10 protein-coding genes and 1 pseudogene are annotated in these 14353 nt (G+C 61.0%); 6 read left to right on the top strand and 5 right to left on the bottom strand.

What is annotated here, in order from left to right; genetic code table 11:
- Positions 1-251: 251 nt before the first annotated feature.
- On the bottom strand, positions 252-1094 hold the full coding sequence (locus tag AO065_RS21545; RefSeq protein ID WP_004882840.1) for an EamA family transporter: 843 nt from the start codon (positions 1092-1094) through the stop codon (positions 252-254).
- Between the two features lie 147 nt (positions 1095-1241).
- On the opposite strand from AO065_RS21545, the gene gcvA reads away from it, so the two are divergent.
- Entirely contained in the window at positions 1242-2117 is an 876-nt protein-coding gene (gcvA, locus tag AO065_RS21540; RefSeq protein WP_231501446.1) for a transcriptional regulator GcvA, read from the top strand.
- A 17-nt stretch (positions 2118-2134) separates the two neighbouring features.
- Here the strand turns inward: gcvA and AO065_RS21535 are convergent, their stop codons facing one another.
- The 4 genes from AO065_RS21535 to AO065_RS21520 all read right to left on the bottom strand — a co-directional run bounded on the left by AO065_RS21535 (position 2135) and on the right by AO065_RS21520 (position 6397).
- Positions 2135-2839 carry a helix-turn-helix transcriptional regulator gene (locus AO065_RS21535; protein ID WP_004882838.1) on the bottom strand — a complete coding sequence of 235 codons (705 nt, stop codon included), beginning with the start codon at positions 2837-2839 and terminating at the stop codon, positions 2135-2137.
- 2 nt (positions 2840-2841) lie between these two features.
- The gene (locus AO065_RS21530; protein ID WP_004882837.1) at positions 2842-3774 is read right to left on the bottom strand and encodes an NAD(P)-dependent alcohol dehydrogenase; all 933 of its coding nucleotides are present in this window, start codon (positions 3772-3774) and stop codon (positions 2842-2844) included.
- Positions 3775-4046: 272 nt separating this feature from the next.
- A complete protein-coding gene (locus AO065_RS21525) occupies positions 4047-4790 on the bottom strand; it encodes a substrate-binding periplasmic protein (RefSeq protein ID WP_004886767.1) in 744 nt (247 codons plus the stop codon).
- A 149-nt stretch (positions 4791-4939) separates the two neighbouring features.
- Positions 4940-6397, bottom strand: coding sequence for an efflux transporter outer membrane subunit (locus tag AO065_RS21520; RefSeq protein ID WP_004886765.1), 1458 nt, complete (start codon positions 6395-6397; stop codon positions 4940-4942).
- Between the two features lie 87 nt (positions 6398-6484).
- Between AO065_RS21520 and AO065_RS21515 the strand changes: the two genes are divergently transcribed.
- The 5 genes and pseudogenes from AO065_RS21515 (at position 6485) to AO065_RS21495 (ending at position 14329) form a co-directional block, all read left to right on the top strand.
- Complete coding sequence (locus AO065_RS21515; protein WP_004886761.1) at positions 6485-7099, top strand: TetR/AcrR family transcriptional regulator; 615 nt, start codon at positions 6485-6487, stop codon at positions 7097-7099.
- Positions 7100-7173: 74 nt separating this feature from the next.
- Positions 7174-8280, top strand: a complete 1107-nt coding sequence (locus AO065_RS21510; RefSeq protein WP_004886758.1) for an efflux RND transporter periplasmic adaptor subunit — start codon at positions 7174-7176, stop codon at positions 8278-8280.
- Entirely contained in the window at positions 8277-11387 is a 3111-nt protein-coding gene (locus AO065_RS21505; RefSeq protein ID WP_004886755.1) for an efflux RND transporter permease subunit, read from the top strand. Before AO065_RS21510 ends, AO065_RS21505 begins: the two co-directional genes overlap by 4 nt.
- Positions 11388-11389: 2 nt before the next feature.
- Positions 11390-12670 carry a beta-ketoacyl-ACP synthase II gene (fabF, locus tag AO065_RS21500; RefSeq protein ID WP_032652195.1) on the top strand — a complete coding sequence of 427 codons (1281 nt, stop codon included), beginning with the start codon at positions 11390-11392 and terminating at the stop codon, positions 12668-12670.
- 434 nt (positions 12671-13104) lie between these two features.
- Positions 13105-14329, top strand: a pseudogene (locus AO065_RS21495) (multidrug effflux MFS transporter).
- Positions 14330-14353 lie beyond the last annotated feature (24 nt).

Below are 14353 nucleotides of genomic sequence, written 5' to 3'. Positions count from 1 at the left end.
GTGTTTACGTTAGGCTGAAGCTTAAATGGCAGTCCTGCGCTTTGCCCCAGGTTGCACATGAGCAAGCTTCTATCCGATGAGCACTAAGCTTCGACCGCGTTCGAAACGGCAAGGGCGTACAGGAAAGTCTTGGTTTTTGCATTGTCGCTTGAGTGACACCCGTTTTTTTGCGGTATTGGCCGCGACGTAGTTTTGGTCGATCAGGAAGGTTGTAATAATTAAGTATGAGTATCTTTTGGAATCTCACAGCGCTAGAGCCCAAGACAAATAGCCCCAGCCGCCACCAGCGCGCAAACGGCCCAGCGCTTCGTACTCATTTCTTCGCCCAGAAACATCTTCCCGATCAGCGCCGCGAACACCACGCTGGTCTCGCGCAAGGCCGACACGCCGCCCATGGCGCCTGACTGCATGGCCCAGATCACGATGCCGTAGGCGGCGATGGACACCAGTCCACCGAGCGCCGAAGAGCTGACAGCGGCGGGGTGCTTTTTCAAGGACGCGGTCAGTTCGTTGACCCCACGGCTCGCCACGAACAGCAACGGCATCGCCCAGAACGACAGGAACATCCAGGCGGTGTAGGCCAGCGTCTGCCCCTGCGATTGCCGCACGCCGATGCCGTCGATCACGGTGTAGAGCGCGATCAGCACGCCGGTGGCAAGTGCTGCGAGAAGGCCGGAGCGGGAGACATGGCGGTCCAGGAAGGCGAGCGTGAGAATGCCGCCCGATATCATGACGATCCCGACAACGTGCACAGCGCTGAGGGTCTCGTTGGCGAACAACGCTGCGCCGAGGGTGACGAGCAGGGGGGAGGAACCCCGTGCGATCGGGTAGGCCACCGCCAGATCGCTGTTGCGATACGAGCGCACCAGGCTGATGTTGTAGACGATGTGCACCAGCCCGGAGGCCAGCAGATAGGGCCATGCTCCAGCGGCTGGCAAGGGCAGCATTATGACGGCCACGGTCGCCACCGACGCGATCATGATGCCCATCCAGGCCATGGACAGATGGCGGTCGCGGTTGCCGTGCAGCATGGCATTCCAGCCTGCATGGAGCACTGCAGCGAGTAGAACCAGACCGCCTGCGTAACTGAGCATGGTGTTTTCCGAGTGGGCAGTGCGAAGGAGGCGCCAGAAGCAAAGGCAGTGTTTATCTGCTTGGCAAAATATCTATCTTGGTACGGCCTGACAAACCAGATAAATTGGCTGATCACGTTAGCGTGGCTATTGCGAATGAAACGAGAATTGCCCCCGCTTAATGCGTTGCGCTCCTTCGAGGCGGCTGGCCGTCTGGGCAGCTTCAAGGAGGCCGCAGCCGAACTGCATGTCACGTCGGGAGCGATCAGTCAGAGCGTTCGTCTGCTTGAGGACTGGCTGGGCTCGACATTGTTCGAGCGACACAACCGTCGGGTCGTTCTGACTGCTGCTGCCAGAGCGTATCTGGCTGAAATCGGCCCGCTGCTCGAACAGATTGCGCTGACGACGGCGCGTTTCGGCTTGCCTGATCCGGCCCCGCGCACGCTGTTGGTGAACGCGCTCGCGACCTTCACGTTGCGCTGGCTGGTGCCGCGACTTGATGCGTTTCGCGCCAAGCATCCCGGCATCGACGTACAGGTGCATACCTCGAACAAGGCCGTGGAAAGCCTGAAGGAGCCCTACGACCTCATCATCCGGGGTGGGCCGGACACGCTTTATGGCTATCGGACCCGCGTATTCCTGCGTGAAGACAGAATTCCTGTGTGTAGCCCGGCGCTTCTGAAGCGACTGCCGTTGAATACCCCGGAGGACCTGAGACACCACACGCTGTTACATACCTCCAGCCTGCCAAGGTTGTGGCCTGACTGGCTGGCGAGTGCAAGCGTCCCTGCGTTGCAGCCAGCTGCAGGCGTGGTGTTCGATCACTTCTATCTGACCTTGCAGGCTGCCATCGACGGATTGGGCATCGCGATGGGTCCTGCAGCGCTGGTAGCCAGCGACCTGCAGGCTGGAAGGCTGGTGATGCCCTTTGCCGGGCCGCGCCTCAAGTCGCGCAGTTACTGCGCCTATGTGCCTGACGAAAAACTGGACGATGAAACGGTGCAGTTGTTCTGTGCGTGGCTGGAGGGGCAGGGTGACGGTTGAGGAAAGGGCTGCCCGTGTCAGCAGGTCTCGCCCCGGACGTTGCAGGGCAGTATCTCCAGCGCACGCCACTCTTTGATCATCTGGCGACGATTGCGCGTATAGCGTTCGGTCAGGACCTGCGCTTCTGCAATGTCGTCCATGTCGATAATCCGGTATTTGCTGTCACCTTCGCACCACGCCGCCAGGTGACGCCTGGATTCGATGAAGCCGAGCATAATCGGCCAGATGGTCTGCGGATCCTTGGGCGCATGTTCGATTGAAAGCGTGATGCTCAGCTTGCACTGATCACGCAGCGCACGGCGGATCTCGCTCAGGTCGATGGTGGATGAAGCGCTGAACGGCCTGCTGATGTAGAACGTCTCGTCCTCAAGCGTCGGCCGCATCTCTACAGGCAGAACGGCACTGATCTTGGCCAGGGCGTTTTTCACGGCGAAGGCGAATTTGTCGTCGGTCTGGCGGCTGACCCACTGCGCACCAATCATCAATGCCTGAATTTCCTCCTCCGTAAACGACAGCGGAGGAAGCAGAAAACCGGGCTTGAGGATATAGCCCAGGCCCGGTTCTCCCTCGATGTCGGCTCCCATGCCCTGCAGGGTTGCGACGTCGCGGCGGATGGTTCGCAACGACACGCCCAGTTCCTGCGCGAGGGACGCCCCCGAGACGGTTCTGCGATGTCGGCGAAGCGCTTGCATCAATTCAAACAAACGATGACTTCTGGCCATGCCTACTCCATCGCGATAACACCTTTGCCACCGAGTTTGCGTCCTTGTTCAATGTCGGTGATCAGGTTGATCGCGCTACTCAAGGGAACGACTTCACCCACCGGGACCCTGAATCTGCCCTGGCTGGCGGCTTCGGCCAGCTTATCCAGAATCTCGGCGCGTGGCGAACCTATGATGGGCTTGAGCCTGCGGTCGAAGAGGGCACGTATGAATTTTCCGGGGCCGGGGTTCAGGTCAAGGAATACGCCGCCGGGCCGTAACATCGCAAGGCCTTGAGATACGCTCAGGGTGGCCGCGGTGTCCAGCACCACATCAAAACGGGTGCTGATGGCTGAAACAGGCGTCGTCCGATAATCGTAAACCGTATCCACACCCAACGCCCTGGCCTTCTGGATATCCCTGGCGCTGCAGCTGCCTGAGACGGTGGCACCGAGATAACGGGCGATCTGCACAGCCGCTTCGCCGACCGCGCCCGAGCAGCCGTTGATGAAAAGATGCTGTCCGGCCTGCAGCTTTGCCTTGTCGACCAGTCCGTTCCAGGCCGTGATGCCCGGCGTGCCGATGCAGGCGGCGTCTTCGAACGAGAGCGATTCGGGTTTTATGGCCAGAAAGGCTTCCTTGGTCACGACGGCCTGAGCAAACGCGCCGCTTTCCTTGAAACGGGCCAGTCCCATTACTGCGTCGCCTACCTTGAGCCGAGTGACGTCAGCGCCAGCCCTGATAACCGTGCCCGAAAAATCCATGCCCATCGCCCGGGGAAAGGTCTTGCCGGTGACAATCTTCATGACCCCGCTGCGCAATTTCCAGTCAATCGGGTTGATGGCGGCGTACCTGACCTGCACCGCCACCTCGTCCTTACCGGGGCTGGAGAGCTCGAAATCCTCGAGCCGCATCAACTCCGGACCGCCGTACTTGCTGTACTGAATGCGCTTCATGAGATGTCTTCCCGTTGAGTGTGGGGATGACACTACACAGCGACAGGGACAGTTTTTGTCACCATGATGGGCGGGCTGTTGATGCGTTGATGATCGTTCCCATCGCTCGTGCGTGCTAACACCAAGGACATTCCGCGTTATACACNCTGGAGCTTGTCCACGCATCTGCGCCACATTCAAGAGCGGACGCGGAGCGTCCTGGGAGGCATTCCCACGCAGAGCGTGGGGACGATCATCGTCGCATTCCTCCAGAAGGATTTGTGTATCACTGCTCACTGCAAAGGCTGCTCATACCTCTGCTGAATACGCTCCAGTTCACCGGACTGACGCAGGGTTTCCAGAGCGCTGGCCCAGGAGGCAACCAGTTCGTCTTCACTGTCCTGACTGAAGGCGATGTACAGCGAGGAGCGATAAAGCTCGATAGGAACCTGTCGCAGTGTGCCGGGGGCGATGTTCAGGTGTCGGCTCTGGTAGGCGACGCCCGCAGCGGTGTCGCCGATGATGATGCCAGTGCGACCGTTCAGCAGCATGCGGTAGAGCTGTACGCTTTCGGTGGCGCTTTTATCGAGGTTTCTAAAGCCCAGTGACTGCAGCATGTCGGGCAGCAGACCTGCGTGCCGGGTGGTGATCTGCGGCGCGTGCAGCAGTTGTTCGAGCGAGGTCACTGGCGGTGCCGTTGCCAGTTGATAAGGGTGTATCGACTCCTCCAGGATGGGGCCGACCCACTTGTACAAATGCTCGCGCTCTGGAGTTCGAAACATGGAGTACATGATGGTCCTGGGCCGCATCTTCAATATGTGACTTGCCCTCATGCTGGGTGCCAGCACGATAGTGAATTCGTGCCCGGTGACCTTCATGATTGCGCGGACTATCTCTGTGGTCATGCCGGTAAGCTGACCGTTCTCTGAATAATTGTAGGGCGCCCATTCTTCAGTCACGACCTGATAGTGATCGGCCCTGGCAGGCGCGCTGAGCAACAGACACAACAGTACTGAAATCAGTGTCGAATAATTCACATGGCCTGCCTGGTGGGCTGTTCGATCACTCAGGTCGGATCGACAGTCAAGACAAGCATAGACTCAAGCGAATGGCTTGGCAGCCCGGGTCGCAGGGAAAAGTATGCCTTTGGATTCAATGCCCACTGAGTTGCGGTTTATTGCGGTGGCTATCGAACCGCAACATCGGACCCCGGCGCCTGCCAGCCACCCCCGAGTGCCTTGAAGGCAGCCACGGCGGCACGGGCGGTTTCGGTCTGGGCCTGGGCTCTGGCGTCCGATGTCTGAAGCATCGTTTCGTCGGCGCGCAACACGTCGATCAGGCTGGCTGCCCCGTTCTGATAGCCCGCGAAGGACGATTGCCTTGCTGCGGTCAGCGCCTTTTCGCCACGGCTGAGAATGGTCGTCTGAGTGGTGCGATTGATCAGCGACGAGAACGCATTCTCGACATCTTCGGTGGCTCGCAAAACCGACTGTCGATAAGCGGCCAGGGCTTCTGCTTCTGCGCCCTTGGCCTGATTGATCTGCGCGTTGACGCGGCCGAAATCGAACAGCCTCCAGCGCAGTCCCAGTACGCCTGCCGACTGACTGGCGCCGCTGCTGAACAGGTTGCCGCTCGACACCGCTGTCGCACTGCCGAGCAGTGCGCTCAGCGAAAGCTTGGGGTAGTACTCGCTGACTGCCACTCCGATCCGGGCGCTGGAAGCGGCAAGGCGACGTTCAGCGACCATAAGGTCCGGTCTGCGGCGCAAGAGATCGGCAGGTGTGCCGGTTGCGATGAGTGGCGGGGCGGTCGGGATCGCTTTAACCGTCGCCAGTTTCGTGCGATGGGTGCCAGGAGGTACGCCCAGCATGACGTCGAGGGCGTTCATGGCGGCGTCCAGCCCAGACTGCAGAACCGGTACAGTTGCTTGAACCTGCGCGAGTTCGCCTTCGGTCTGGCGCAGTTCGTACTCGGGCGACAGGCCCCTGTCGTACAGCATCTGCACTTTCTCCAGCAGGTCCTGCCGGGTCTTGACCTGCCGTTGCGCGATGTCCAGTCGCGTTTGCAACCCGCGAATCATGATGTAGGTATCAGCCGTCTGCGCCGCAACCGCCAAGCGTGTCGCCGCAACGCCCGCCTCGGATGCCTGATAGTCAGCCAGTGCGGCTTCGCGGCCGCGCCTCAGTCCGCCAAATACGTCCAATTCCCAGGCGGCGTTGAGGTTGGCTTCGTATGCATTGCCGTAGCGATCAAAACCCGGGGTTGAGTCCAGTACCTCTCCGAGCGGCGTTTCCACTGACTGATAGGCGCGCGAAGCCTGCCCGCTGACGTTACCCGATGGCAGCAGCGCAGCAGTGGCGGCGCTGAGCCCGGCGCGCGCTTGAGTCAGCTGCGCGCTGGCCTGTGCCAGTGTGAGGTTTTGCGCCAGCGCACTGGAGACGAACTCGTTTAACAGTGGGTCGGCAAAACTCTGCCACCAGACCGCATTATCGAGCTTGAGCGCTGTAGAATCCGGCCTTGCGTCAGGTCGAGCCAGATAATGAGCCGACACAGGAGCGTCCGGACGCTGGTAATCCGGACCTACGGCGCAGCCCGCCATCAGGCTGGCACTTATCAATAGTGCGTACGTGCAGAGCGGGCGCATTGAGATTTCCTTGGGATGAATGACTGTGACCATATTACAATTTGGTCACTTGTTGTCAATCAAGGCTTGCGGAGCTAAGCTGGAAACATGACTAAGCACATCGATACGACCCCGTCACGCGGACCGTCCGACCACAGCGTTCGCGATCAGGTCGTGGAAGCGGCCACCGAACACTTCGGTCACTACGGTTTCGAGAAAACCACAGTGTCCGATCTTGCCAAGGCCATCGGTTTTTCCAAGGCCTACATCTACAAGTTCTTCGACTCCAAGCAGGCCATCGGCGAGGTGATCTGTTCCAATCGCCTGGCCATGATCATGACCATCGTCGATGCGGCAATCGCAGATGCGCCAACCGCCTCGGAGAAGCTGCGACGCCTGTTCCGCGCGGTGGTCGAGGCTGGTAGCGATCTGTTCTTTCACGACCGCAAGCTGCACGACATTGCCGCCGTCGCTACCCGTGACAAGTGGCCGTCCGCGCTAGCGCACGATGCCCGTTTGCGCGAGCTGATCCAGCAGATCGTTCTTGAAGGGCGCGAGTCGGGCGAGTTCGAGCGCAAGACGCCACTCGATGAAACCGTCCAGGCCATTCATCTGGTGATGCGTCCCTACATCAGCCCGGTCCAGTTGCAGTACAACCTGGATATCGTGCCCACAGCCCCTGTGCACCTGTCCGCGCTGATACTGAGAAGCCTCGCTCCATAAATTTGTGACTGTTGACTAAATTGGTCACTATCTAGAGAATCGGATTCCTGCTCACTTTAAAAGTTAGGGATCCCATGCTCCGGCTCATACCTGCAACGCTCGCCGTTTGTGCTCTGCCCTTCGTTCTGACCGCGTGTGGCGACTCGTCGAGCGTGCGCGATCCTCGTACGCAACCACCGTTGGTGAAAAGCGCCGCAGTTGCGAGCGCCAGTGACGGCGCTCGTTCGTTCACAGGCGTGGTGGTCGCTCGCGTGCAGAGCGATCTGGGTTTCCGCGTCTCCGGGAAAATTCTGGAGCGTCTGGTGGACACGGGGCAGACCGTCAAGCGCGGCCAGCCGCTCATGCGTCTGGACCCGGTCGATCTTGGTCTTCAGGCGCAAGCCCAGCAGCAGGCCGTGGCAGCTGCCGTGGCGCGGGCAAAACAAACGGCAGACGATGAAGCCCGCAACCGGGATCTGGTCGCTGCCGGCGCCATTTCCGCATCCGCCTACGACCGGATCAAATCGCTGGCTGACACTGCCAAGGCCGATCTCAATGCTGCGCAGGCGCAGGCTGCTGTAGCGCGCAATGCCACCGGCTATGCGGTGTTGTTGGCCGATGCCGACGGGGTTGTGGTTGATACTCTGGCCGAGCCTGGACAGGTCGTCAGCGCAGGGCAACCGGTGGTCAGGCTTGCCAAGTCGGGTCAGCGTGAGGCCATTGTCCATTTGCCGGAAACGTTGCGGCCTGCCGTCGGTTCTGCAGCGCAGGCGCGGATGTACGGAAACGACGCCGAGGTGATCCCTGCGAAACTACGGTTGCTGTCCGACTCGGCCGATCCACTGACCCGAACTTTTGAAGCCCGGTACGTACTCGACGGAGCCAACGCCGTCGCTCCGTTGGGTTCGACCGTCACGCTGGACATCGATGATGGCAAGACCTCCATGCAAGCGCTCGCGGTGCCCATTGGCGCACTTCATGACGCAGGGCAGGGCGCAGGCGTGTGGGTGATTACCGGGACACCGACGAAGGTTTCGTGGCGCGGCGTGCAGTTGCTGGGACTGAGCGACGATTCGGCTCGGGTCACAGGTGGCCTAAAGCCCGGCGAGCAGGTCGTGGCGCTAGGTGCCCATCTGCTTCACGAAGGCGAAGAGGTGCTGGTGCTGCAACCGAGTACTGTCGTTGCCGGAGCGAAGCCATGAGCTCGGGCCGTTTCAACCTCTCGGCGCTGGCCGTTCGCGAACGGTCCATCACGCTGTTTCTGATCTTCCTGATCGGCGTCGCTGGTACGCTCTCATTCTTCAAACTGGGGCGCGCCGAAGACCCGCCGTTCACGGTCAAGCAACTGACGATCATTTCGGCATGGCCCGGCGCAACCGCACAGGAAATGCAGGATCAGGTCGCCGAGCCGCTTGAGAAGCGCATGCAGGAACTGAAATGGTACGACCGAAGCGAGACCTACACTCGCGCCGGTCTGGCGTTCACCATGGTCTCGCTGCTGGACAAGACCCCGCCGTCCCAGGTGCAGGAAGAGTTCTATCAGGCACGCAAGAAAATCGACGATGCAGCCAAGACTCTGCCGGCAGGCGTGATCGGTCCGATGGTCAACGATGAGTTCTCTGATGTGACCTTTGCGCTCTTTGCCTTGAAGGCCAAGGGCGAACCGCAACGTCTGCTGGTGCGCGATGCCGAAGCCCTGCGTCAGCGGCTGCTGCACGTGCCTGGCGTGAAGAAGATCAACATCGTCGGAGAGCAGGCCGAACGCATTTTCGTGTCGTTCTCCCACGAGCGGCTGGCGACGCTGGGTGTTTCGCCGCAGGACATCTTTGCTGCGCTCAATACTCAGAACGTGTTGACGCCCGCGGGCTCCATCGAGACCGATGGGCCTCAGGTGTTTCTGCGTCTGGATGGTGCGTTCGACAAGCTCGAGAAAATCCGCAATACACCGATTGCCGTGCAGGGCAGAACCCTCAAGCTGACGGACGTCGCGACCGTCGAGCGCGGTTATGAAGATCCTGCCACGTTTATGGTCCGCAGCCAGGGCGAGCCCGCCTTGCTGCTGGGCGTCGTGATGCGCGATGGCTGGAACGGGCTTGACCTCGGCAAGGCACTGGATGCCGAGACCGCCAGCATCAACGCGGCCATGCCGTTGGGCATGACGCTTTCCAAAGTCACCGACCAGTCCGTGAACATCGCTTCATCGGTCGATGAGTTCATGATCAAGTTCTTCGTCGCGCTGCTGGTGGTGATGCTGGTCTGTTTCCTCAGCATGGGCTGGCGAGTGGGCGTGGTGGTGGCGGCTGCCGTGCCGCTGACCCTTGCGATTGTGTTCGTGGTCATGGAAGCGACGGGCAAGAACTTCGACCGCATCACCCTGGGCTCGCTGATTCTGGCGCTGGGCCTGTTGGTGGATGACGCGATCATCGCCATCGAAATGATGGTGGTGAAAATGGAGGAGGGCTACGACCGCATCAAGGCCTCGGCCTACGCCTGGAGTCACACAGCAGCGCCCATGCTCGCCGGTACGCTGGTCACCGCAGTCGGCTTCATGCCCAACGGTTTTGCCCAGTCCACGGCGGGCGAATACACCAGCAACATGTTCTGGATCGTCGGCATCGCGCTGATTGCGTCCTGGGTCGTCGCGGTCGTGTTTACGCCTTACCTGGGCGTGAAGCTGCTGCCTGACATCAAGCCGGTCGAAGGTGGTCATGCCGCGATTTACGACACGCCACGCTACAACCGTTTTCGCCGGATTCTGGCCCGGGTCATCGCTCGCAAATGGCTGGTCGCAATCGTGGTGATCCTGACCTTTGTCGTCGCGGTGCTGGGCATGGGGCTGGTCAAGAAACAGTTCTTCCCGACCTCGGATCGCCCGGAAGTACTGATCGAAGTGCAGATGCCGTACGGCACCTCCATCGAGCAGACCAGCGCCACCACGGCCAAGGTCGAGGCGTGGCTGCATAAGCAGGACGCGGCGAAGATCGTGACGGCCTATATCGGCCAGGGCTCGCCGCGTTTTTATCTGGCGATGGCGCCTGAATTGCCCGATCCATCGTTTGCCAAGATCGTCGTGCTGACGGACAGCCAGGAATCGCGTGAAGCACTCAAGCACAGCATCCGCGAAGCGGTCGCGCAGGGGCTGGCACCCGAAGCGCGGGTGCGGGTGACACAACTGGTGTTCGGGCCGTATTCGCCGTTTCCGGTCGCGTACCGTGTTGCCGGTCCTGATCCTGACAAACTGCGCGAGATTGCGCAGCAGGTACAGACTGTCATGCAGAACAGCCCGATGATGCGCACCGTCAACACGGACTGGGGCTCGCGCGTACCGACGCTGCATTTCTCGCTGAATCAGGATCGCCTGCAGGCCGTCGGGCTGACCTCCAGCGCGGTCGCCCAACAGTTGCAGTTCCTGTTGTCCGGCGTGCCGATTACCTCGGTGCGCGAAGACATTCGCTCGGTTGAGGTTATGGGCAGGGCAGCCGGGGATATCCGTCTGGACCCGGCAAAAATCGCAGGCTTCACCCTCGTGGGTTCCGGTGGCCAGCGCATTCCGCTCTCGCAGATCGGCGAAGTCGGCGTGCGCATGGAAGACCCGATTCTGCGCCGTCGTGATCGTGTGCCTACCATCACCGTGCGCGGCGACATTGCCGAGCATCTGCAGCCGCCGGATGTGTCGTCGAAGATCATCAAGGAACTGCAGCCGATCATCGACCACCTGCCGGCCGGTTACCGCATCGATCAGGCCGGTTCGATCGAGGAGTCGGCCAAGGCGACCGTGGCGTTGCTGCCGCTGTTCCCGATCATGATTGCGGTCACCTTGCTGATCATCATCCTGCAGGTGCGTTCGATGTCGGCGATGGTCATGGTGTTCATGACCGCGCCACTGGGGCTCATTGGAGTAGTGCCGACCTTGCTGCTGTTCAATCAACCGTTCGGTATCAACGCGCTGGTGGGGCTTATCGCGCTGTCCGGCATTCTGATGCGCAACACGCTGATTCTGATCGGGCAGATCGATCAAAACGAAAAGGATGGGCTTGATCCTTTCCATGCCGTGGTGGAAGCCACCGTGCAGCGAGCGCGTCCGGTGCTGCTCACGGCACTGGCTGCCATCCTGGCGTTCATCCCGCTCACGCATTCGGTGTTCTGGGGCACGCTGGCGTACACGCTGATCGGCGGCACGCTGGGCGGTACGGTCATGACCCTGGTGTTCCTGCCGGCCATGTATTCCATCTGGTACAAGATTCGCCCCGATCAAGAGCCGCAGGCTTCGCAACCCGTATCCACTGACGCACCTATGACGAGGACCTGAGCATGAATAATCACCAAGGACAAAAGCGCATTGTCGTCACCGGCTGCGGAGTCGTCGGGCCGTTGGGCTGCGGTGCAGAAGAAGTCTGGCGCAGGTTGCTGGAAGGACAGTCAGGTATCCGTGCGCTCGACGACGCGGTCAGTGACGGCACAGGCGTCTCGGTCGCAGGCCAGGTGCCGACGCTTGAACACGATCCGATCGCAGGTTACGACCCGGATCGCGTGATCGCGCCGAAAGAACGCAAGAAAATGGACCGCTTCATCGAATTCGCGCTGGTGGCTGCGCACGAGGCGTTGGAGCAGTCCGGTTGGCATCCTGAAACCGAGGCAGAGCAGCAACGCACGGCCACCATCATTGCCTCCGGCGTCGGCGGGTTCGGGGTGATTGCCGATGCCGTACGCACGACAGACACGCGTGGACCACGTCGCTTGTCGCCGTTCACTGCGCCGTCGTTTCTGGCCAACATGGCAGCGGGGCATGTCTCGATCCGCTACGGTTTCAAGGGGCCGCTGGGCGCGCCGGTGACGGCCTGCGCAGCCGGTGTGCAGGCGATCGGCGACGCAGCACGGCTGATCAGAAGCGGCGAGGCGGATATTGCGATTTGCGGCGGGACCGAAGCGGCAATCGATCGCGTCACGCTGGGTTGTTTTGCCGCTGCGCGGGCACTGTCCACCGGGGTTGCCGACCGGCCTCAGGAAGTCTCGCGCCCGTTCGACCGGGACCGCGACGGGTTCGTCATGGCTGAAGGCGCAGGGCTGCTGGTCATAGAGTCGCTGGAGCACGCGTTGGCACGAGGCGCGACGCCGATTGCAGAACTGGTGGGATACGGCACCAGCGCCGACGCCCACCACCTGACCGCAGGCCCCGAAGACGGCAACGGCGCACGCCGGGCCATGGAACAGGCGCTGCGTCAGGGCGGCGTGGATCCGTCTGAGGTGCAGCACATCAACGCCCACGCCACCTCGACGCAGGTCGGCGACAAAGGTGAGCTTGCTGCGATTCAGGCGGTGTTCGGTGCCGGCGCCAAGGTCGCGATCACCTCGACCAAGTTCGCCACCGGGCATCTGCTCGGTGCCGCAGGCGGGATCGAGGCGGTGTTCACTGTTCTGGCGCTGCGCGACCAGATCGTACCGCCGACACTGAACCTCATCCACCCGGATGAAGCGGCCGATGGCCTGGATCTGGTGGCGCTGACTGCCCGCAAGATGTTGATCACCCATGCGCTGTCGAACGGGTTTGGCTTTGGTGGCGTGAATGCCAGTGCGTTGTTTCGGCGGTGGTAGAGGTTGCCAGGTGATAGCACGCTGATCCACAGCGAAGCCTTGTGAAGAAGCGCTGAAATCTGCTTCTGCCCGAAGGGCGTGGGAGCTCTCGGAGGTTACGACGGCAGCGATGGGCTGCGCAGCGGCCCAGGTTGTATCTGACACACCGCGTGTGCAGGTTTTGCTGCCGGTTCCCGGCAGATTGCCGGCAATCCACCTCTTATCAAACAACCCATAAGTCACTGAAGAAACTGGGTTTTGTGGGAGCGGGCTTGTCCGCGAAAAGGCCGGTACATCCGACGCATGCGGTGGCTGAAACACTGCATTCGCGGACAAGTCCGCTCCCACGACGCCCGGTGTTTGCTGCACGACAGCGCTACGTCGAAGACGTGGTGGCGCCTCCCACACGGAATGGCGTGTACTCAGCAAACCAGTCTTTTTATAGAGAGCCATCAATGAATAACGTGACGGATAACGATGTGAACATGGCACCCACGGGTAAGGTGATTGCACTGCTGGCGGGCCTGTCGGCTCTCAGCATCCTGTCCACCAATATCATCCTGCCTGCCTTTCCCGAGATGGCATCCCAGTTGGGCGTGTCGTCACGCGAACTGGGACTGACGTTTTCCAGCTTCTTCATCACCTTCGCCCTGGCCCAACTGGTCGTCGGCCCGTTGGCAGATCGCTACGGACGAAAGAGGCTGGTGTTGGGCGGTCTGTCGGTCTTCGTGATCGGCACGGCAGTGTGCGGCTTCGCCCAGTCGTTCGAGATACTGATCGTCGGACGCGTGATCCAGGCACTGGGGATATGCGCGGCCGCAGTACTGGCCCGAGCTATTGCGCGGGACCTGTTTCAAGGCGAAGCACTGGCGCGAGCGATGTCGCTGATCATGGTCGCTGATCATGGTCGCGACCGCTGCGGCACCTGGCTTCTCGCCCTTGCTGGGCAGTGTGCTGACGACCGCGCTGGGATGGCGCGCGATCTTCGTCATCGTCGCAATTGCCGCGCTGTCGGTCGCGCTGATTTACAGCCTTACGCTGGGCGAAACGCTGCCAGCCTCCAGCCGCGTTTCGCGCTCGGTGCCTGAAGTGTTCGTCGCCTACGGCAAGCTGATGCGGGACCGTCGATTCATCCTGCCCGGTCTGTCGGTGAGCCTGTTGATGAGCGGGCTGTTTGCCTCCTTCGGCGCTGCACCAGCGATTTTGATGAGCGGGATAGGGCTGACGTCTCTGGAGGCAGGGTTCTACTTCGCTGCCACCGTCTTCGTGGTCTTCACCGCAGGCATCGCAGCCCCCAGGCTGGCCCACCGATTCGGCATTCGCGCCGTCACCGCGACAGGCTTCGCCATTGCACTGTTCGGCGGACTGTTGCTGTTGCTGGGGCCGGTGAACCCGAGCCTGGGTGGCTACACCCTTTCGATGGTCGTCTTCCTGTGGGGTATGGGCCTGGCCAATCCGCTGGGCACCGCCGTCACCATGGGGCCTTACGGCGCACAGGCAGGTCTGGCTTCTGCGTTGCTGGGCTTTTTGACCATGGGGTGTGCAGCGGTTACCACATGGCTTGGATCGGCACTGACCTTTGCGGCCGAGACTACACTGGGCGGGATTCAGGTGGTGGTGTGTGGTGTGGCGTTGGGGGTGTTTGTGGTGAGCGGCGCAAATACAAAGCAGACAACTTGAACGGCGGCTAATCGTAATAGTTGA

The organism is Pseudomonas viridiflava, from assembly GCF_001642795.1.
Taxonomy (GTDB): Bacteria; Pseudomonadota; Gammaproteobacteria; order Pseudomonadales; family Pseudomonadaceae; genus Aquipseudomonas; species Aquipseudomonas viridiflava.
Note: the sequence above shows the minus strand (reverse complement) of the source record. Positions and strands in the feature narration are given on the sequence as shown.